Below are 21,646 nucleotides of genomic sequence, written 5' to 3' on the forward strand. Positions count from 1 at the left end.
TTACCCGCATCGCATGCGGTGAAAGTCCCCTTCACCCGCCCCGAGTCCGCTCAGGCGACGGTCCTCGCCTCGACGTCCACGTTCGTCTTCTCGTGCAGGTCGACACCCCGCGTTTCCGGGAGGGTGAACACGACCAAGGCGCTGATGACCATCAGCACCATGCCGTAGACGACGAACAGCGACGGGTGGCCGTTCTTGGCGAGGAGCGTCTGCAGGTACGGCGCGGTACCACCGAAGGCCGCGACCGCGATCGAGTACGGCACGCCGACGCCGATCGTGCGGATCCGGGTCGGGAAGATCTCCGCGTAGACCGCCGGGCCGATGGACGAGAACCCGGCCATGAAGACCAGGGCGATCGACATCGCCGAGAACAACTGCCAGGCCTGGTCGCCGACCATCGCGTTCAGTGGGAAGCTCAGCACCAGCAGACCCACGATCGCGATGAACAGCACCGGCTTCCTGCCGATGCGGTCGGACAGCCTTCCCCACAACGGCAAGGCGATCAGGAAGATCACGTTCGCGAAAACGCCCGCCCACAGCGCGCCGGTCGGGTCGACGCCGCGCACGGTGATCGCGTACGACGGCGCGGCGACGGCCCACATGTAGTAGATGACCGTGGCCCCGACGGTCAGGCCGACGACCTGCACGAGCAGTTTCGGGTTCTGCTTGATCGTCTGCCAGATCCGGCCCTTCTCGGCCTTCTTCCCGGCGGCTTCGTCCTTGGCCGACTCGGCGAGGAAGACGCCGGTCTCCCGCATGCGCAGCCGCATGTAAAGCGAGTAGAGCCCGAAGATGCCACCGATCACGAACGGGATCCGCCAGCCGAAGGAGAGCATCTGATCGTGGCTCAGCACCCCGGAGAGGACCGCGCCCAGCAGCGTGCCGGCGAGCACACCGCAAGTTCCGGAGAAATAGATCAGGCTCGACCACAACCCGCGACGGCCGGCCGGGGCGACCTCGGCGATGTAGGTCTGCGCCGAAGGCAGTTCACCGCCGTGCGCGAGGCCTTGACCCAGCCGTGCCACCACGAGGATCACCGACGCCCACACGCCGATTTGGCCGTACGTGGGGGAAAAGCCGATGACGAGGCTGCCACCGGCGGCGATCGCGACCGTCAGCGTCATCGACAGCTGACGGCCCTTGCGGTCGGCGATCCAGCCGAAGACCAAGCCGCCGAGGGGCCGGGCGGCGAAGCCGACCGCGAAGACCGCCAAGGTGCTCAGCAGCGCCGAAACCTCGTCGTGCGCGTTGAAGAACTGCGCGGCGAAGAACGAGGCGAAGGTCGCGTAGATGTTCCAGTCGAACCATTCCATCGCGTTGCCCGCGCCGAGGCCGAACAGGGTACGGCGGCGGTCCGGGATGGTGGCCGTGCCCGCGGTCGCGCTCATCGGGTGGCTCCTTCGGCGAAGCGGTCGAGACGGCGGACGGCGAGTTCGGCGTAGACGGTGGCGGCCCTGGCCAGCACGGACGGGTCGAAGTCGGCGTACGGACTGTGGTTGTTGGGCGCGGTGTCCGGTTCGAGGCCGGGCATCAGCGCACCGAGACCGAGGAACGTGCCCGGCACTTCGGCCAGGACCCGGGAGAAGTCCTCGGATCCGGCCACCGGATTGGGCAGTTCGGTGTAGTACTGCTCCCCGATCGTTTCGCGGACGACCTCGGCGCCGAACGCGGTCTCGTCGACGTCGGTGACGGTGACCGGGTACTCGCTTTCGAACACGACGTCGGCGGTGACGCCGTGCGCCCGCGCGACGCCGTCGATCGTCTCGCGGATCGCCGTGTCGAGCAGCGCGCCGGCGGCGTCCGAGAAACAGCGGACGGTGGCCTCGAAATCGGCGGTGGCGGGGATGACGTTGCGTTTGGTGCCGCCGCGGATGACGCCGACCGTGATCACCGCCGGGTCGAAGATGTCCAGCCGCCGGGTGACCATCGTCTGCAGCGCGGTGATCATGGCCGCGGTGGCGGAGATCGGATCCTTGGCGCGGTGCGGCATCGACCCGTGGCCGCCTTCGCCGTGCACGGTGACGAGCAGCCGGTACGACGCGGACATCAGCGTCCCGGGACGGCTGGCGAACTGCCCGCTGGGCAGCATCGACGAGAAAACGTGCAATCCGTATGCCGCGTCGGCGCGCCTGCCCGCGGCGTCGAGCACGCCTTCCCGGAGCATCACGCCGGCGCCGTCCCAGCCCTCCTCGCCGGGCTGGAACATCAGGACGACGTCGCCGTTGAGGCGGTCGCGGTGGGTGTGCAGCAGCCGCGCCGCGCCGACCAGCGACGTGGTGTGCAGATCGTGGCCGCAGGCGTGCATCGAGCCGTTCGTGGCGGCGAAGTCCAGGCCGGTCGCTTCGGCCACCGGGAGTGCGTCCATGTCCGCGCGCAGCAGGACCGTCCGCGGCCGGGCCGAATCCCTGGCCGCACCCTCGCCGCGCAGCACCGCGGTCACCGAGGTCGTGTCGGTCCCGGTGGAGACCTCCAGGCCGAGCCCGTCGAGTTCACGCAGGACCCGCTCCTGCGTGCGGGGCAGGTCGAGACCGATCTCGGGCTCGCGGTGCAGGTCGCGCCGCAACCGGACCAGCTCGTCCTGCAGGCTTCGAGCGTCGTCGTGAAGGTCCACCGGTCGATCTCCTCTGCGTCGGACGTCGGCGTCTTGGTCGTCGAGTGTGCGAATCCACGTCCGATATCGGGCTAGAATCGTCGGAATCGCTCAACGATCGACCCCTGGAAGCGCAAATGGTGATCGGTTCGCTGGATGAGGAGGACTTTTCGCTCATTCACGCTCTGCAACTGCGGCCCCGCGCCTCCTGGGCGCAGCTGGGCGAAGCCCTCGGCTCGTCACCGGCGACGCTGACGCGGCGGTGGGAGCGGCTGCGCGACGGCGGCGGAGCCTGGGTGACGGCCTATCCGCGCGTGCCGGGACGGTCGCGGATCCAGGCCGCGTACGTCGAGATCCGCTGCGCGAGCGGCCAGGTGCGGGCACTGATCCGCGAGCTCTCCACCTGGCCGTCGGTGGTCAGCATCGAGGAGGCTTCGCGCGAGTACAGCCTGGTGCTGACGGTCTTCGGCCTCGGCATGCATGACCTGTCGACGCTGCTGCTCGACGCGATCCCCGGGCTTCCCGGTGTGCTCAACATCCGTTCGCATCTGGTGTCGCGCTTGCACGTCGAAGGCAGCTCGTGGCGGGTGGGCGCACTGGACCGGGGACGCGTGCAAGCGTTGTCCCAGCTGCCGCCGTCCGGCGGCGCGGGCGGACGGCAGACGGCGATGCGGCCGTGGCAGGAGCCGTACGCCTCGCTGACCGCCGCGCTGGGCGAGGACGGCCGCCGCACCGCCGCCGACCTGGCCCGGCTCACCGGCCGTCCGGTGTCGACCGTCCGGCGGCAGCTCGGCCACCTGATCGCCGCCGACGCGCTGACGTTCCGGTGCGAGATCGCGCAGGGGCTCACCCCGTCGCCGATCGTCGTCAACTGGTGGTGCCAGGTGCCCGTCGCGCATGTGCCCACGTGCGTGGACCGGCTGCGGGCGAACCCGGCCATCCGCCAGATCGCGAGCCTGCCCGGCCCGGCGAATCTGCTGGTGACCACGTGGATGCGCTCGATCGAGGAATCGATGCGGATGCAGGAACATCTGGAGCAGGACCTGGCGCCGCTGTCGATCGTCGACTCGGCGCTGATCCTGCGGACGGCCAAACGGATGGGCTGGCTGCTGGACGATCTGGGGCGCAGCACGGGTTTCGTCGTCACCATGCCCGCGCGCCGGGAATGAAGCTATTGCGAGATAAGGGAAAGAGGCGTGTCGCGAAAGCCACTTTCGCAACGTTGAAGGTTGGGAAAGTGGCTTTCGCAACCTCAGTGGCCAAGGCGAGAGAATCTTCCACGGGGGTCGTGAGTGATAAAGAGGGTTAGAACGATCATTACCACTCACGACCCCGCGCAAAGCGCCCAGACCGGGCACCCTGACGAGGACTAGCGTCCCTTGTGGACAGTTGCCGACTGTCCCGAAAGTGGCTTTCGCAACGTTGATGGCCAAGGCGTGTGTCGCGGCCGCCGCAAGGTCAGGTCATCGCGACCAGAGTCCGCCGCTTACCCGTGAACGGCTCCCGACCGTGCGCCATCAGCATGTTGTTGATCACCATGATGTCACCCGGCTGCCAAGGGAACGCGTAGCTGACCTCGTCGTAGGCCGCCTTGATCGCGTCCAGGTCCGCCTGCGGGATCGGCGAGCCGTCGGCGAAGAAAGCGTTGCGGGGCAGGTCTTCCACGGGGTACAGCTCCAGCAGCGCCTCGCTGACCTCCTCCCCCAGGCTCGAAACGTGGAACAGGTTGGCCTGGTTGAACCACACCGTCCCGCCGGTGTGCGGCTCCTCGACGAACGACGGGCGCACGTGCCGCGTGCGCAAGCCTTCATCGGTCCATTCGAACGTCTGGCCGTTGGCGGTGCAGTAGTCCTCCACCGCCTGCCGGTCTTCGGTCTGGAACGCTTCCTGCCAGCTCAGCCCGAGACCTTCGCGGAACGCCCGCGTGTAGGTGACGCCGCCCGCGAAGCGCTCGCGCAGGTCTTCCGGCAGAAGCCGGTACATCGCGCGGCTGTCGGCGATCGGCGTCGCGCCACCGGTTTCGGCCGCGATGTCGCACAGGAAGAACAGGCGGTCCGGCCAATGCGCCGAATACGAGCTCTCGTTGTGCATCGGGATCGACTCGGCGGGCGGGTACTCCGTCGAGGTGTAGATGTTGCCGGAAACCGCCGAGCGCGGCGTCGACCGTTCCGTGTAGGTCAGCAGCGAGCCGCCGATCTCCTCGGTGACCTGGTTGAACACCGTCAGGTCGGCGGGCATCCCCCGCAGCAGGATCGCGCCGTGCTCGCGCAGCCGGTCCTGCAGCGTTTCACGGTGCGCGCGCACCCAGTCCAGGCCCGTGGCCGCGTACACGGTGAGCTTCGTGTGGTCGTTGCCCTCGATGTGCCCGAGGTTCGCCGTGAGTTCGGCGGTCATGACTCCTCCAGTTCGAATCGGATCAGCTTGGCGGCCTCGGCGTACAGCGCGGCGAGGTCTTCGGTGTCGGCGAACCCCGCGGCGAGCACGTTCACCGCGTAGATCTCCTGGTCGTCGGTGAGCAGCTGGCCGGGACGCACGATCGTGACCACCTCCAGGACCTCGGGCAGATCGGCGACCTCGTCGGTGCCCTCGACGCGGACCAGCCGCCCGGTGCCCTCGGCGTAGAAGATGAGGTAGCCCACCGGCACCGGCAGTCCCACGCCTCGCTTGGGCGCCGGCGTGCCCAGGGCCAGCGACACGGCTTCGGCGATGACGTCGATGCCGGTCGCGAGCTTCAGGAGCACCGGTTGGGCGCCGCCTGCCGGGCGGCCCGCGTTCACCTCGACGATCGTCGGGCCGAGTTCGGCGTCGTCGATCAGCTCCAGATGAGCGCAGGTGTTGTCCAGGCCCAGCGCGAGCGCGGCGGCCGTCGCGGCCGCGAACACTCGTTCGGTGTCCTTTTCGGACAGTTCGAGCGGTGGGCAGACCATGCCCAGCTCGAACTTGCGCTCGTCGATCAGCGGTTTCTCCACCACGGCCACCGGTTCCGCGACGCCGTCGCGCACCAGGACGTCGACCGCGTATTCCGGCCCTCGCAGCAGGCCTTCCACGAGGAACACCTTCAGCGGGTCGATCGGCTCCGGTCCACCACTGACGAGCCGGTGGTACCGGGCGTCCTCCGACAGCGGCAACCGCTCGGCCAGCAGCCGGTACGCCGCCGCCAGCTCGTCCACTGTGGACACCGTGCGGACGAGGTTGCTCGCCGCGCCGTTCACCGGTTTGACGATCGCCGGGAGTCCGACCGCCTCGGCCACCGACGCCGCCTCCGACTCGGTTGAGATCAGCGCACAGCGGGGCCCCGGCAGCCCGGCCGCGGCCAGCGCCTGCCGGACGGCGAACTTGTTGTGCGTCAAGGTGAACACCGACGCCGGGCAGCGCGCGACGCCGAGCAGTTCGGCCGCGCGGGCGACGCTCGCGACGATCCCTTCGGCGGCGGTCACTAACCCGGCGGGAAGCGGGGTCCGTGCCCGGATCGCCGCGGCCACGGATTCCGCGTCACGGACGTCGCCGACGACGATGAAGCCGTCCACGAGTTCGGCCAGCTGCGCGAGTTCCGCCGGTTCCAGGGGCTCGGTGACCAACTCGGCCCGCAGGCCGGTCGCCCGCACGGCGGCCACGACGTCGGTGATCCACTGTCCGGCGGTTTCCCGGACCACGAACGCGGTGTTCACACATCCTCCAGTTCCAGCTGGACGAGCTTGCTCGCCTCCGCGTGCAGGGCGGCGAGATCGTCGTGATCGGCGAACCCGGCCACGACGAGGTTGACCGCGTAGGTCTCCTGTTCGTCGGTGAGCACCTGCCCCGGCGAGACGGTGGTGACGACGTCGATCACCTCGGGCAGGTCGGCGATCTCGTCGAGTCCGCCGATCTTCGTCAACCGGCCCGAACCGGCGGCGTAGAGGATCAGCATGCCCAGCGGGATCGGCAGTTTCGCGGGTTCTCGCGCCGGCGGCGGAGCGCCGACCGCGAGCGCGGCCAGCTCGGCGAACACGTCGATGCCGGTGCGCAGCTTCGCCAGCAGCGGCATGATCGAACCGGCGGGCCTGCCCGCGTTGACCTCGACGATCGTCGGGCCGCGGTCGGCGTCGTCGATCAGCTCGACGTGGGCGCAGGTGTTGTCGAGCCCCAGCGCGCGGACGGCGGCGACGGCCGCCGCGGTGACCAGTCCGGCCCGGTCGTCGGCGAGCCCGGCCGGCGGGCACGACAGCGCCAGCTCGAACTTTCGCTCGTCGATCAGCGGTTTGTCGAGGATTTCGACCGGCTCGGCCACTCCGTCACGGACGAGCACGTCCACCGCGTACTCCGGGCCGCTCAGGAACCCTTCCACGAGGAACGTCTTCGCGGGATCAAGTGTCCCAAGTGGACGGTGATAGCGCGGATCCGCGGACTCGGGCAACCGCGCGGCCAGTAGCTCGTACGCGGCCGCCAGCTCGTCCACAGTGGACACGGTGCGGACAAGGTTGCTGCCCGCCCCGTTGACCGGTTTGACGATCGCCGGGAACCCGACCACCGCGGCGACCGACGCCGCCTCGGCGGCCGAGGAGATCAGCGCGTACGCAGGGCCGGGCAGCCCGGCCGCGGCGAGGGCTTCCCGGACGGCGAACTTGTTCGCGCACAAGGCGAACACCGACGCCGGGCAGCGCGCCACCCCGAGCAGTTCCGCGGCGTGGGCGGTGCTCGCGATGGCGCCGTCCGAGCCGGTGAAGATCCCGGCCAGCGCGCCGCCGTCGATCTCCCGGACCTTCGCCGCGACGGCTTCCGGGTCGTGGACGTCGTCGAGCGCGACGACGCCGTCCACCACGTCTGCCAAAGCGGCACGCTCGGCCGCGTCCATCGGCGGGGCGAGCAGCACCACACGGTGCCCGGCCGCCCGCATCGACGGCGCGACCTCGCCGACCCAGTGCCCGCGGGCCTCCCTGACCAGCACTGCCGTACTCATGCGGCTTCCTTCCCGGCGAGCTTGCGCTCCCGTTCCTGTGCCCCCACCAGGTCGTCGGGCAGCGAATCGGGTACCTCGGTGTCGAACCGGCGCAGCCGCCGCAGCGAGAACCCGCCCAGGTTGATCAGCAGCAGGATCAGCGCGAAGACGACGTAGGCGAGCCCGATCCCCCGCGTCTCGCCGGTGCCGAGCACGGCGCCGACCGACCCGGTCAGCGCACCGCCCGGCGCCAGCAGCGGCGAGAACCAGCCGACCGCCAACGGTGCCAGCACGGCGAACCCGATAGGCAGCGTCGACCAGGTGATCGTCTGGTTGATCGCGAACACCCGGCCGTGGAACCGCTGCGGCACCTTGACCTGCACGAGCGTCGCGTAGATGCCCTGTGACACGGCCATCGCGGCGGCCAGGAGGAACACCCCGGCCGCGACGACGATCAGCGACGGGCGGAGGCCCATCACCAGGCTGCCGAGCGCGATCCCGACGTTGCCGGCGAGCACGCCGACCATCCGCCGCTGCCGCGGACCGCCCCACAGCGCCATGCCGATGCCGCCCGCCACCGCGCCGAGAGCCTCGGCGAGCGCCACCTGCGCGACGTCGGTGACCGAACCGAACGACAGCACGAGCGGCGAGACGAGCACCAGCGCCGGGGCGAGGAAGACGTTCGCCAGCGCGAAGTACAGCAGCATCGTGCGGAAACCGCGGTGGTTCCACGAGTACCGCAGCCCGCCCGCGATCGCCGTCAGCAGCGGCTCGCGCGGGCGCCAGCCCATCATGTCCGGGAACCGCACCAGCAGCAGGCCCACGATCGCGAACACGTAGCTCGCCATGTCCAGGATCAGGATGCCGGACAGTTCGATCGCCGCCAGCAGCCCGGCGGCGAGCACCGGCATCAGCAGCTGGGCGAACCCGTTGGACAGCTGCGCGAGGCCCATCGCGTGTCCGAGGTACTGCTTCGGCACCAGCTGCGCCACCGACGACTGATAGGCGATGCGCTGGAACGAGGAGGCCACCGACCCGAGCGGGATAAGCACGTAGAACAACCACAGCTGAACATGCCCGGTGACCAGCAGCAACGCCAGTATCAGCTGGATCCCGCCCGCGAGACCGCTGGCCGCGATCATGATCCGCCGACGGTCACCACGGTCGACCAGCGCGCCCGCCACCGGCAGGACGAGCACGCCGAACAGCAGCGCGAGCGCCCACAGCAGACCGAGGTCGGCGACCGAGCCCGTGCGGGTGTAGAGCCAGATCGGCACCGCGAACGACGTCAGCGCCGAGCCGGTCGAGGACACCAGCTGCCCGATCGTGATCGTGACGAACCGGCCCATACTCGGCCGCACCTCGGGTTTGTCGTCCACGACCGCCCGATGCGTCTCGTGCACCGCCCAGGCCGCGTCTTCGCCGCGGACCCGGACGTCGAGCTCGCCGGGATCGTCCAGCGTCGGATGCACGCGCGTGACGATCTCCGCGAGTTCTTCGGCCCGGTAACGCAGGAAGAAGTGCCCGGCCTGATCGAGCACCACGAGCGCGGTGGTGTCGGTGAGGAACTCCCATTCCCGGTACCGCTCGGCGTAGTAGTCGGTGACCGGATCCTCGGAGCCGACGACCGACACGATCGGCGCGCGCAGTTTGGCCACGCGGGCGTCGAGCAGGCCGCTGAAGTACTCCTCGGCGGCGCGGCTGTCGGCGCGCATGTTCGTGATGATCCGGTCGGCCTGCGCCGGGTCGAGGTCGTCGGTGTCGACGCCCATACCCTTGAGCCAGTTCGAGTAGTACCGGTTGCTGCGCAACTTCTCCAGCCGGGTGCGCAGCGTGCCCACCGCGCCCTTCATCCGGGCGAACGGGAAGATCGCGCCGATGTAGACGACCTCCAGCTCGCGGCCGCGCTCTTCGAGCAGCCGGGCGACGGCGACGGCGAGCGCGTTGCCGACACCGCAGTGACCGTAGATGGCCAGCGGGCCGTCGATGCGGTCGAGGATCTCGCCCGCCAGCCGCTCGACCAGGTCGTCGAAGGGCAGAGCCTCTTCGGACAGCCCGACGTCGTGGCCGGGGATGGCGACCGAGTAGAGCGAGTAGCCCTCCGGGAGCGCGTCGGCCAAGGGCTGGTAAACGATCGCGCTGCCGCCGCCGTACGGGAAGCAGACGTAGGTCAGCGTCCGCTGCTTGGCCGGTTTGGTCAGCTCGTACAGCAGGTGCCGCGGCCGGTCGGCGTCGTCACCGTCCATGAAGGACGCCAGCTCGCGGATGGTGCGGTGCTGGAACAGGTCCATGACACCGACCTGCCCGGCCCCCGCCTTGCCGATCCGCGCCACCACCTGGGTGGCCAGCATCGAATGGCCGCCGAGGTCGAAGAAGTCGTCGTCGACACCCAGCTCGTCCACCTTGAGCACGTCCCGCCAGATTTCGGCCAGCAGGGTCTCGATCGGCGTCGACGGCGCGACCAGTTCCTTCGTCGCGTCCCGGGACGCGACCGGCGCGGGCAGCGCCTTGCGGTCGAGTTTGCCGTTCGGGGTGAGCGGCAGCTCGTCGAGCGCGACGAACGACGGCGGGACCATGTAGTCCGGCAGGCTCTGCTTGAGCGCCGTCCGCAGCGTGCCGGGCTCGGCGTCGCCGACGACGTACCCGACCAGCCGCTTGTCCCCCGGCGTGTCCTCTCGGACGATCACCGCGGCGTCGCGCACGCCCGGCTGGGCGCGCAAGGTCGTCTCGATCTCCCCCAGCTCGATGCGGAGACCGCGCAGTTTGACCTGGTGGTCGATCCGGCCGAGGAACGCGATCGTCCCGTCCGGGCGCCAATGCGCGAGGTCGCCCGTGCGGTACATCCGTCCACTGTGGAACGGGTCGGGCACGAACCGCTCGGCCGTCAGCTCCGGGCGATTGTGGTAGCCCAGGGCTAAGCCGACGCCGGCGATGTGCAGCTCGCCGGGGACACCGACCGGGCAGGGCCGCCCGGCCCGGTCGAGCACGTAGATCCGGATGTTCTGGATCGGCGCCCCGATCGGCACCGACGCGACGTCGGCGAGCGCGGCGGGCGTGCAGTGCCAGGAGGTGACGTCGATGGCGGCTTCGGTCGGGCCGTAGAGGTTGTGCAGCTCGCAGCCCGGTAGTCGCCGGGTGAACTCGCGGGCGGCGTCGAGCGGCAGTTCCTCGCCGCTGCACACGACCCGCCGCAACGCCGTGCAGTTCTCGACGCCTTGTTCGGCCAGGAAGAGCGTGAGCATCGACGGCACGAAGTGCGCGGTGGTGACGCTTTCCGACGCGAGCAGCTCTCGCAGGTACGCGGCGTCCTTGTGGCCGCCGGGTTCGGCGAGCACGAGCCGCGCGCCGGTGATCAGCGGCCAGAAGAACTCCCAGACCGACACGTCGAACCCGGCCGGGGTCTTCTGCAGCACCGAATCGGTGCCGTCGAGGCGGTACGCGCGCTGCATCCAGTCGAGCCGGTTGACGATGCCGCGGTGACCATTGGGCACGCCTTTCGGCTGACCGGTCGAGCCCGAGGTGTAGATGACGTACGCCGGGTCTTCCGGTCCGGCGAGAGCTTCGGGCGGAGTGCCCGGTTGCTCCGCTGTCTCGGACGGGTCGTCCAGGACGACGACGGTCGCATCCCCCGGCGGCAGCGTTTCGCGCAACGACGCCTGCGTCAGCACGACGGGCGCGGCCGCGTCCCGCAGCATGAACGCCAGCCGGTCTGCCGGATACTCCGGGTCGAGCGGGACGTACGCGCCACCGGCTTTCAGCACGCCGAGAAGCGCGACGACCAGCTCGAACGACCGTTCCGCGAACACACCGGTGAGCACGCCCGGTCCGACCCCGAGCCCGCGCAGCCGGTGCGCGAGCCGGTTGGCCCGCTCGTCCAGCTCGCGGTAGGTCAGCGACGCGCCGCGGAAGGTCACGGCGGGTGCGTCCGGCGTCCGGGCGGCCTGCTCCTCGACGAGCGCGTGCAGCGTGGTCTGCGGGAACTCGGTGGTGGTGTCGTTCCAGCGCTCCAGGACGAGTTCACGCTGCACGTCGTCGAGGATGTCCACTTCGGACAGCCGTCGGGCCGGGTCGGCGACGATCGACCGCAGCAGCGTGACCAGCCGCCCGGCCATCCCCTCGACCGTGTCGGCGGTGAACAGCGCGGTGTTATACACGAGCTTGCCGATCAGCCCGCGTTCGAGCTCGATCGCGTGGAATTCGAAGTCGAACCGGGTCGCGGGCAGATCCATCGGCAGCCAGCGAAAGTCCACTTCGGACTCGCCCGCCTCGCCCATCCGGCCCATTTCGTAGTTCTGCAGCACGAACATCGCCTGGAACACCGGCGAGCGACTGACGTCGCGGGGCACCCCGAGCGCGTTCACCAGCCGCTCGAACGGGACGTCGGCGTGCTCGAACGCGTCCAGCACGTGCCGGCGGGTGCGTTCGAGCAGTTCGGCGAACGTCGGGTCGTCCGCCAGCTGGGCACGCAGCGGCAGCATGTTGATGAACATGCCCGCCACGCCCTCCAGCTCGGGCAGGCCACGCCCGGCCGAAGACGAGCCGATCGCGAAGTCCTCCTGGCCGGAGTACCGCGAAAGCAGCACTTGGTAGGCGGCCAGCAGGGTCATGAAGAGGGTGACCCCGTGCTCGCGGCTGAGGTCGCCGAGGGCGCGGGTGAGCTCGCGCTCGACGAAGAACTCGTGGATCGCGCCGTCGAAGCTCTGCTTGGCGGGCCGGGGCCGGTCGGTGGGCAGCTCCAGTGGCTCGACCCCGGCGAGCTGCGCCTTCCAGTGCTCCAGCTGCCGGTCGAGTTCGCCGCCGGTGAGCGTGCGGCGCTGCCAGTGCGCGAAATCGCCGTACCCGATGCTCAGCGCGGGCAGCTCGGCCGTGCCGCCCGTGCTCAGGGCGTGGTACTGCGCGGCGAGGTCGCGCAGCAGCAGGTCGACCGACCAGCCGTCGCCCACGATGTGGTGCGTGCACAGGACCAGCAGGTGGTCCTCGTCGGACACCCGGGCCAATGTCGCTCGCAGCAGCGGCCCCGTGGCCAGGTCGAACGTCTCGGCCGCGGCGGCGTCGACGGCCGCGCGGGCGGCTTCTTCACTGCCAGCATCCACAATGGACAGCTTGACGGTGACCGAGGGTTCGATGTGGACGGTCGGCTGTCCGTCGTCCCCTTCCGGGAATCGCATTCGCAGCGCCTCGTGCCGCGCGGGCAGCGTGTCCAAAGCGGACTGGAGCGCGGTGACGTCGAGCCTGCCGGTCAGCCGGATCGGCACCGGGATGTGGTACGACCCGGTGCCCGGCGCGAACTGCTCCATGAACCAGACGCGTTCCTGCTGATACGACAGCGGGACGACGGCATCGGCGGGACGCGGCGTGATGGTCGCGGCCGGTTCCGCTCGCCGCCGCAGCCGCCGTTCGAGCAAAGCGCGGCGCGCGGCCGCGCTGGTTTCGTCGATCGCGGTCATGAGTTCCCGCCTTCGGCCAGCTGACGCTGGACCTCTTCGTCACTGAGCTGGTCGAGGTCTTCCTCGAGGCGCCGCTCGATCTCGGCGGCGAGCGCGGCGACGGTGGTGAGGGTGAACAGCCCCCGCACCGGGATGTCGACCTCGATCTGCTTGCGAAGCCGGGCCATCGCGCGGATCGCCAGCAGCGAATTACCGCCACGGGCGAAGAAATCGTCGTGCGCGCCGAGATCGTCGATGCCGAGCAGCTCTCCGAGCACCTCGGCGACGAGTTCTTCGGCCGCGGTCCGGGGCGCGACGTACGTCGGCGCCTCATCGGGTTCGGGATCCGGCAGCGCCGCCCGGTCGAGTTTGCCGCTGGCCGCCATCGGCAGCGCGTCGAGTGCCACGAACCGGGTCGGCACCAGGTACTCGGGCAGCGTCTTCCGTAGTGCTTCGGCCGCGCCGTCGGTGCTGCCGACGACGTAGCCGACGAGCGTGTCGCCGCGGACCGCCACGGCCGCGTCCCGCACCTCCGGCAGCTCGCGCAGCGCCGCTTCGACCTCGCCGGGCTCGATCCGGTAGCCGCGCAGCTTCACCTGCTCGTCGGCGCGGCCGAGGTAGTCGAGCGTGCCGTCGCGACGCCAGCGGACGAGGTCACCGGTCGCGTACATCCGGCCGGACGGTCCCTCGACGAACCTTTCGGCGGTCAGGTCCGGCAGACCGAGGTAGCCGCGGGCGAGTTGCCGCCCGGCGACGTACAGCTCGCCCGGGACGCCCGGCGGCACCGGCTGCCCCCGCTCGTCGAGCACGTACGCGCGGGTGCCGGGCACCGGACGGCCGATCGAAACGGGTCCGGACGGCAGCGCGTCCCCGGGTTCGATCCGGTGCACGACGCAGCCGACCGTGGCCTCGGTCGGGCCGTACTCGTTGACGACGAGCGTGCCCGGGTGGCGCTCCCGCCACGGCTGGACGGTCTCGGCGGTCAGCGCTTCGCCACCGAGCACCAGCTCACCCGTAGGGAACAGCTCCTCGGCGAGGATGGCGAGGTGGGTCGGGGTCGCTTTGACGAACGTCGGGCGGCCGCCGTCGACGACCGCGCCCCCGGCGGTGAGGGTGCCGAGCAGCGTCGTCACCGTGAGATCGAACGACGGCGACGTGTGCAACAACGCCCGTCCGGCCAGACCGGGGTACGCCTCACGCGCCCATGCCAGGTACGTGTCGACGGCCCGGTGCTCGACCTCGACGCCCTTGGGCCGCCCGGTCGAACCCGACGTGTAGATCACGTAGGCGACGTCGCCCGGCCCGGCCGCCGGCTCCGGGTCTTCGGTGGCCGCGGCGGACCATTCGGCCGGGTCGTCCAGGGCCAGGGTCTTGGTGTCCAAAGTGGACTCGTCGGTGACCAGCACGAACGGGACACCCGCGTCGGCGAGGATCAGCGCCTGCCGGGGAGCCGGGTTGGCCGGGTCGAGCGGGACGTAGGCCGCGCCGCTCTTCAGCACGCCGAGCACGCCGGTCAGCAGATCCGCCGAGTTCGGCACGCAGACGCCGACGACGCTGCCGGGACCGGCGCCCAGCTCACGCAGCCGGTGCGCGACGCGGTTGGCCCGCGTGTTCAGCTCGGCATACGTCAGGCGGACCCCGCCGAAGTCGACGGCGAGCGCGTCCGGACTCCGCCGCACCTGGTCCTCGAACCGGGCGTGCACCGTCTTGGTGTCCGGAGTGGACAGTTCCGTCGGGTTCCACCCGGTCAGGACCAGCTCGCGCTCGGCGTCCGACAGCAGCGGCAGATCCGCGACCGACCCGGCCGGATCGGCCAGCGCCGCGGTGAGCAACCGCACGTACCGCTCGGCGATGGCTTCGGCGGTCTCGCGGTCGAACAGGTCGGTGCGGTAGACGAGCCTGCCGTCCACCGAGGTCAGGTCGATCGCGATGTCGTCCTTCGCGGTGGCCGAACGGATCGGCTCCAGCCCCGAGTCGGGCAGGAAGTTGAAACCGAGCTGGTACAGCGCCTGCACGCCGGGATCGCGTTCCGCCCCGACCGCCTCGGCGACCGCCTGGAACGGCACCTGGCTGTGGTCGATCGCCTCCAGCAGCGTCGTCCGGACCCGGCCGACCAGCTCGGTGAACGCGGGCCCGCCCGAGCAGTCGATCCGCACGGCCATCTGGTTGACGAACATGCCGATCAGGTCGGCCAGCTCCGGCAGGTCGCGGCCGGCGACCGGGACGCCGACGACGATGTCGTCCACTCTGGACAGTCGCGCAAGGAGGGCCGCGTAGCCGGCCAGCAGCACCATGAACGGCGACGCCGACAGCTCCCGGCTCAGCTCGCCGACCCGGTCGATCAGGCCGTCCGGGAGGTCGAAGTGCACCTGGTCACCGGCGAACGTCAGCTCCGACGGCCGCGGCCGGTCGGTGGGCAGGCCGTGCACCGGCGGCAGCCCGGCGAGCTGCTTGCGCCAGTAGTCCAGCTGTTCGCTGGACGTTTCGAGCTGCCCGCGCTGCCAGGCCGAGTAGTCCGGGTACTGGATGGCCAGCTCGGGGAGCTTCGGCTCACGACCCTCGAACACGGCGTCACACGCCTCGCCCAGCTCCGTGCCCAGGACCAGCACCGAACCGGCGTCGAACACGGTGTGGTGCACGACGAACGTGAGCACCCACTCGTCGTCGGCCGTCCGGCACACCTGGGCCCGCCACGGCGGCGGCGAGTCGAGCGGGATGGCCCCGCGCGAAACCTCGCCGACGAGTTCGGCGAGCCGGGCTTCGCGGGCGTCGGCGGGCAGGTCCCGCAGGTCGTGCACCTCGGGCTCGATCGGCACCTCGGCGTGCACCACCTGCATGAGCGCGCCGCCCTCCATGCGGAACGACGTACGCAGCGCCTCGTGCCGCCCGACGATGACGCCGAGCGCGGCACGCCACTGCTCCGCCGTCAGCGGCCGGTCGAGCCGGGCCTGGCAGTGCAGGTTGTACACCGGGGACGCCGGGTCGAGCTGGCCGGACAGCCAGATCCGCTCCTGCCCGAACGAGGCCGGGAACGTCCATTCCTTCGTGTCGCTCATGATTTCCTGTTCTCAATGTCTGTTGGTGAACCCGCTGGTCCGCACTCGAACCTTCGTCGCGTTCCGAACCGGCCGACGGGCCGGCGGGAGTATCCACAAGGGACACTTCCCGGCAGTAATATGCCCGCTTCGCGAACTTCGCACGGTTCCGCCAGGGGGTCGTGAGTGGCAAAGAGGGTTAGAACGACCATTGCCACTCACGACCCCCGAGCAAAGCGCCCAAAACGGTCACAATGGCTCGACTGAAGTCCCTTGTGGACAGTCGGGGGCACACCGGACCGGCGGGCCGGTCCCCGGCTCGTGTCAGAAGATCCTGCCTGCGGAGTCACGGTGCTCAGCGCTCGAGCTTGGGGATGGTGGTCCGGGCGGGTTCGGCGGGCGCCTCGGCCTTGCCGGCGCGCAGTTCCTCGATGCGCTCGGCGAGAGTGGCCACTGTGGACGCTTCGAACAGCGTCTTCATCGCCAGCCGCGTACCGGTGGCCTTGCGCACCTGGGCGATGAGCTGGATGGCGACCAGCGAGTTGCCGCCCAGGGCGAAGAAGTCGTCGTGCACGCCGATCTTCTCCACGCCGAGCAGTTCGGTCCACTGCCGGGCGATCTCGGCCTCCAGCTCGGTACGCGGGGCGACGTAGTCGTCCTCGGACACCACCACCGCCGTCTCGCCGGGTTCCTCCAGTTCCTCGGCACTGACCTGACGCTCGATCAGCTCCCGCACCGGCAGCGTGGTGATCACCACGTGCCCGCCGAGGCCGGGGGCCAGCGCCCGGACGAACGCCTCGGCACCGTCCACCGGCCGGATCCCGGTCGACGTCCCCGCAGTGTCCACAGTGGACGCAGAAGTCAGGCCACCGCCGACGGCTTCCTGATCCACCTGGCGCAGCACGAAATCCTCGATCGTGACGAGCACTCGGCCGGTCTCGTCGCACAACGAGAGGTCGGCCGCCACCACCTGGTCGCCGCCCGAGTCGCGGTAGCGCAGATGACTCCGGAAACTCGCCGGGAGCGAGTCGTGCACGACGATCCGGCCGTAACTCATCGGCAGATAGGTACCGCTCCCCCGGCCGCGGCCGAACGCGGTCGCGACGTCCAGCAGCGCAGGGTGCAGCCCCCACGCGCCGACATCACCCGACGCCGCCTCGGGCGCCGTGATCGTGGCCAGCTCCTCCTGGGCGCCGATGCGGTGTTCGCGCAACGCCGCCCAGCGCGGACCGAAGGTGACCATGCTGGTGCGGCCGGTACCGAAGCCGTGCCCGTCGTCGATCGGCTCGGTCCGGCCGGTCACCGCCGCGATGTCCACAGTGGACGTCGGCTCGGCGGCGACCCATCCGGCGGATCCGCGCACGTGGGTCCGGCTCGCGCCGGCGACGTGGCTGGTCACGGTGAAGTCGTCGCCGTCGAACTCCACGCGGTACTCCGCGGTGAAGCCGTCCGGGACGCCGAACGGCTCCAGGAACGCGACGTCCCGCAGCTCGACGACGTAGCCGTCACCGGGCTTCGGCAGCGCCGCGGCCACCGCCGCGCGGGCGGTCTCCAGGTGTCCCGTACCCGGGACCACCGGCACCCCGGCGATCCGGTGCTCGTCGAGCAGCCAGTGCGTGGCCGCCGAGACGAGCCCGTGCGCGCCGCCCTCGGTACGCGTGGTGAGCACGGGGTGCTCGACCGGGCCGAGCGCCCGCGATCGGGTGGTGCGGATCGTCGTCGGCGCGGCCACTTCCGCGGCCATGCCGACCTCGTCCCAGCCACCCCAGGCGTGCGACACCAGCCGCGCCTGCCAGCCGTGGCCTCCCCGCGCGTAGGCGTCGAGGAAGTTGTTGGCGGCGCAGTAGTCGACCTGCCCGATGCCGCCCACCGCCGCGGTGATCGACGAGCACAGCGCGACGAAGTCCATCGGCAGGTCGGCGAACGCCTCGGCCAGCGCCAGTGTCCCGGCGATCTTCGGGGCCAGCACGGCTTCGGCCGCCGCCCGCTCCTTCACCTCGGCGACGCCGCCGCCGGGCAACCCGGCGGCGTGCACGATCCCGTCGAGACCGCCGAACTCGCGCTCGGCCAGCTCCCGCACCTCGCGCAGCCGCGCCGCGTCGGTGACATCGGCGGCGACGACGTGCACCACCGCGCCCGCGGCCTCCATCCGCCGCACGGCGAGCATCGCGCGCCCGGCGCGGTCGGTGCCGCCGTGCGCGGCGAGGTGCGCGTCCCACTCCGCCCGCGGCGGCAACCCGGCGCGGGTGAGCAGCACGAGCTTCGCCCGCACCCGGCGGGCGAGGTCCTCGGCGAGCGTGATGCCGATACCGCCGGTCCCGCCCGTGATCAGGTACCGGCCGCCGTCGCGCAGCACCGGTTCGGCGGTCTCGGGCAGGGCGAGCTGGGTGTAGTCCAGCACCCAGCGACGGCCGGCCCGCAGCGCGACCTCGGCCGCCGCGTCGGCCGGGCGGAACAGCTCGGCGATGGCGTCCTGCACACGATCGGTGTCGATCCGGCGCACCACCGTGCCCGGCACCTCCAGCGGCACCACCCGCGCGATCCCGGCGAGGGTCGCGTGCTCGGGCCGGGTCAGATCGGTGCCGTTGACGTCGGCGGTGCCAGTGCTCAGCACGTCGATCCGCACCGGCTCGCCCCACGCCTGGACGAGATTGAGCACGCTGAAGAAACCGCGGTCCTGGGCGGCCATACCGCGCTCGTCGCCGGCCAGCGTCCAAGCGTGGACGACCCGCTCGGGCCGGGCGGGCAGCGCGGCCACGAGCGCGTCGTAGTCCTCGCGCACCCCGGACCGCACGGTGAATCCGGTCTCCGTCGCGGCGAAGCCGTCGCCGGGGCGCACCTCGGTGACCGTCACCCCCGCGTCGCGCAGCAGACCGGGCAGGACGTCGTCGGCGGCGAAGACGAGCGCGCTCGCGAAGGGCTCGCGTCTCAGCTCCGGTTCCGCCTGCCGCCACGCCGGGACCGCGAACCACTCGGACAACGGCAGCGGACCGGTCGACCGCACGGGCTGGGTCGCCGTGACCGGGTCCGGGTCGACCCAGTACCGCTTGCGCGCGTACGGGTAGCCGGGCAGCGGGACCCGGTTCCCCGGAGCACCGAACGTCCGTGGTTCCAGGGAAACCCCGTTCGTCCACAAGAGACCGGCCGCGCCGTACAGCGTTTCGACATCGCCGATGCGCTCGGTACGGCCCGGCAGGCTCGGCTGCGGCGCGGGCATGCCCTTCGGCACCTGGCCGCGGGACAAGCCGGACAGCTGATGCCCCGGGCCGCATTCGACGAGCGCCCAGCGCCCACCGCGCGCGAACAGGTTCTTGACGCAGTCGCCGAACCGGACGGCCTGACGCAGGTGCGAGGCCCAGTAGGCGGGGTCGGTGGCCTGGGCGTCGGTGATCCAGTCACCGGTGACGTTCGACAGGAACGGCAGCGCGGGCGCGGTGCGGGTGACGGCGGTGACGGCCGCGGTGAACTCGGCGAGGATCGGGTCCATCATCGGCGAGTGGAACGCGTGCGAGGTCACCAGCTCGCGGCACTGCACGCCGCTGGCCTTGAGCGTCGCCGCGAACTCCGCGACCGCGTCCGACGGCCCGGCCACGACACACGTACCGGGTCCGTTCACGCCGGCGATCGCGAGCGTGTCCGGCAGCCGAGAGGCGACGCTCTCCTCGTCGAGCTGGACGGCCAGCATCGCCCCGGCGGGCATCGACTGCATCAGGCGGCCGCGCGCGGCGACCAGGTTCAGCGCGTCCGGCAGGGTGAAGACCCCGGCGACGGTGGCGGCGACGTACTCGCCGACCGAGTGGCCGATCATCGCCGCGGGCCGCACTCCCCAGCTCTGCCACAGTTTCGCCAGCGCGTACTCGACGACGAACAGCGCGGGCTGGGTCACGCGGGTTTCCCGCAGCGCCTGCTCACCACCGGGCCGGAAGATCAGGTCGCGCAGCTCCGGCAGCTCGGTTTCGAGCAGCCGCAGGCATTCGTCGACGGCCGCGGCGAACACCGGCTCGGCGTCGTACAGTTCGGCACCCATCCCGGCGTACTGGGACCCCTGCCCGGGGAAGAGGAACGCGACGTTCGTTTCCCCCGCCTGTGCGGACACGAGGCGCCGGGAGTCGCGGAGCCCGTCGACCGCGTCCTCCGGATCACGGGCGACGACGACCGCGCGGTGCGGGTACTCGGTGCGCCCGGCGGCCAGGGTGTACGCCACATCGGCGAGGTCGAGGTCGACGTCCCCGGCAAGCCGGTCGGCGAGCTGGTCGACCGCGGCCGAGAGCGCTTCCGTGGTGTTGGCCGAAATCCGCAGCAGATGCGCGGGATGCGGTGTCCGGGACCGCTGCGGGCGCGGCGCCTCCTCCAGCACGACGTGCGCGTTGGTCCCGCCGACGCCGAACGAGCTGACGCCCGCCCGCCGCGGCACCCGGTCCGCCTCCCACTTCGTCACCTCGCGGGCCGGATAGAACGGGCTCGCCGGGAAGTCGATACCGGGGTTGGGTTCGCGGTAGTTGATGGTCGGCGGGATCAGCCCGTGCTCCATGACGAGCACGGCCTTGATCAGCGAAACCACGCCCGCCGCCTGAGAAAGGTGGCCGATGTTGGACTTCACCGAGCCGATCGCGCACCAGCCGGTGTCCTCGACCCCGTTTCCGTACACAGTGGACAGTGCGGTGACCTCGATCGGGTCGCCCAGCGCGGTGCCGGTGCCGTGCGCCTCGACGTAGCCGATGGTGCGCGGATCGACCCCGGCCATGCCGACCGCCTGCGCGACCGCTTCGGTCTGCCCGGACACGCTGGGCGCGGAGAAACCGACCTTGGTGGCGCCGTCGTTGTTGATCGCGTTGCCCAGCACGACACCCCGGATGTGGTCGCCGTCCTCGATCGCCTGCGACAGCCGCTTCACCAGCACGACCCCGACGCCGCTGCTCCAGACCGTGCCGTTGGCGTCCGCGTCGAACGCGCGCACGTGGCCGTCCGGTGAGGTGAAACCATCGACACCCATGTAGCCGATGCCGTGCGGCATCTCCACGTTGACCCCGCCTGCCAGCGCCATGTCGCACTCGCCGTTGCGTAGCGCCTCGCAGGCGAGGTGCACCGCGACCAGCGACGTCGAGCAGGCGGTGAACACCGCGAGGCTCGGGCCGCGCAGGTTGAGCTTGTACGACACCGAAGTCGTCAGATAGCTCGGCTGGTTGCCGGTCGAAATGCCGATCCCGCCGTGCTGCGAGGCGAGGAGCCGCTCGTTGCGCAGCAGGTTCTCCGTCAGGTAGCCGGTGCCCCCGGACCCGCCGTAGACGCCGATCGCGCCGTCGAAGCGGGCCGGGTCGTAGCCCGCGTCGGTCAGCGCGGCGTGGCACGACTGGAGGAACAGCCGATGCTGCGGGTCGGTGATCTCGGCTTCACGGCTGGTCATGCCGAACAGTTCCGCGTCGAACTCGTCGAAGCCGTCGACCACGGCGGTGGCGTTCACCCAGCTCGGATCGTCCACTGTGTCCGGTGCGGCGCCGCGGGCGATCATCTCCTCGCGGGTGGCGGGCACGATCGACTCGACGCCGTCGACGAGGTTGCGCCAGAACTGCCGCGCGTCACGCGCGCCGGGCACGCGCACGTCGAGTCCGACGATCGCGATGGGTTCGGCTCCGGGATCGCCGGTGCCGGTTTCGGGGAGGTGGGTCACGGTGGTGCTCCT

General features: G+C 70.8%; 9 protein-coding genes. 1 reads left to right on the forward strand and 8 read right to left on the reverse strand.

All coding sequences use genetic code 11. The features are described 5' to 3' along the window. Positions 1-50: 50 nt before the first annotated feature. Both ED92_RS41120 and ED92_RS41125 read right to left on the reverse strand, forming a co-directional pair. A complete protein-coding gene (locus ED92_RS41120) occupies positions 51-1,388 on the reverse strand; it encodes an MFS transporter (protein ID WP_037348349.1) in 1,338 nt (445 codons plus the stop codon). Continuing rightward, entirely contained in the window at positions 1,385-2,611 is a 1,227-nt protein-coding gene (locus ED92_RS41125; RefSeq protein ID WP_037348351.1) for a M20 family metallopeptidase, read from the reverse strand. The genes ED92_RS41120 and ED92_RS41125 overlap by 4 nt, the downstream gene beginning before the upstream one ends. A gap of 116 nt (positions 2,612-2,727) precedes the next feature. On the opposite strand from ED92_RS41125, the gene ED92_RS41130 reads away from it, so the two are divergent. Further along, positions 2,728-3,759: an Lrp/AsnC family transcriptional regulator gene (locus tag ED92_RS41130; RefSeq protein ID WP_037348353.1), complete on the forward strand. Its 1,032-nt coding sequence runs from the start codon at positions 2,728-2,730 to the stop codon at positions 3,757-3,759. Positions 3,760-4,048: 289 nt separating this feature from the next. Here the strand turns inward: ED92_RS41130 and ED92_RS41135 are convergent, their stop codons facing one another. From ED92_RS41135 to ED92_RS41160, 6 genes are all read right to left on the reverse strand, one after another. Beyond that, on the reverse strand, positions 4,049-4,984 hold the full coding sequence (locus ED92_RS41135) for a TauD/TfdA family dioxygenase (RefSeq protein ID WP_037348355.1): 936 nt from the start codon (positions 4,982-4,984) through the stop codon (positions 4,049-4,051). Further along, positions 4,981-6,258, reverse strand: coding sequence for an ATP-grasp domain-containing protein (locus tag ED92_RS41140; RefSeq protein WP_037348357.1), 1,278 nt, complete (start codon positions 6,256-6,258; stop codon positions 4,981-4,983). The genes ED92_RS41135 and ED92_RS41140 overlap by 4 nt, the downstream gene beginning before the upstream one ends. Next, positions 6,255-7,526, reverse strand: coding sequence for an ATP-grasp domain-containing protein (locus ED92_RS41145; protein WP_037348358.1), 1,272 nt, complete (start codon positions 7,524-7,526; stop codon positions 6,255-6,257). The genes ED92_RS41140 and ED92_RS41145 overlap by 4 nt, the downstream gene beginning before the upstream one ends. Then, positions 7,523-12,952, reverse strand: coding sequence for a non-ribosomal peptide synthetase/MFS transporter (locus ED92_RS41150; RefSeq protein WP_037348360.1), 5,430 nt, complete (start codon positions 12,950-12,952; stop codon positions 7,523-7,525). Before ED92_RS41150 ends, ED92_RS41145 begins: the two co-directional genes overlap by 4 nt. Continuing rightward, the gene (locus ED92_RS41155; RefSeq protein WP_037348362.1) at positions 12,949-15,987 is read right to left on the reverse strand and encodes a non-ribosomal peptide synthetase; all 3,039 of its coding nucleotides are present in this window, start codon (positions 15,985-15,987) and stop codon (positions 12,949-12,951) included. Before ED92_RS41155 ends, ED92_RS41150 begins: the two co-directional genes overlap by 4 nt. Positions 15,988-16,321: 334 nt before the next feature. Further along, positions 16,322-21,634, reverse strand: a complete 5,313-nt coding sequence (locus ED92_RS41160) for a type I polyketide synthase (protein WP_037348399.1) — start codon at positions 21,632-21,634, stop codon at positions 16,322-16,324. Positions 21,635-21,646 lie beyond the last annotated feature (12 nt).

This window comes from Amycolatopsis sp. MJM2582 (assembly GCF_000754115.1).
Taxonomy (GTDB): domain Bacteria; phylum Actinomycetota; class Actinomycetes; order Mycobacteriales; family Pseudonocardiaceae; genus Amycolatopsis; species Amycolatopsis japonica.

Excerpts from the sequence above, each read along its gene's own strand:
- ED92_RS41120 (WP_037348349.1), bottom strand. The coding sequence starts at position 1,388 with ATGAGCGCGACCGCGGGCACGGCCACCATCCCGGACCGCCGCCGTACC.
- ED92_RS41130 (WP_037348353.1), top strand. The coding sequence starts at position 2,728 with ATGGTGATCGGTTCGCTGGATGAGGAGGACTTTTCGCTCATTCACGCT.
- ED92_RS41135 (WP_037348355.1), bottom strand. The coding sequence starts at position 4,984 with ATGACCGCCGAACTCACGGCGAACCTCGGGCACATCGAGGGCAACGAC.
- ED92_RS41145 (WP_037348358.1), bottom strand. The coding sequence starts at position 7,526 with ATGAGTACGGCAGTGCTGGTCAGGGAGGCCCGCGGGCACTGGGTCGGC.
- ED92_RS41150 (WP_037348360.1), bottom strand. The coding sequence starts at position 12,952 with ATGACCGCGATCGACGAAACCAGCGCGGCCGCGCGCCGCGCTTTGCTC.
- ED92_RS41155 (WP_037348362.1), bottom strand. The coding sequence starts at position 15,987 with ATGAGCGACACGAAGGAATGGACGTTCCCGGCCTCGTTCGGGCAGGAG.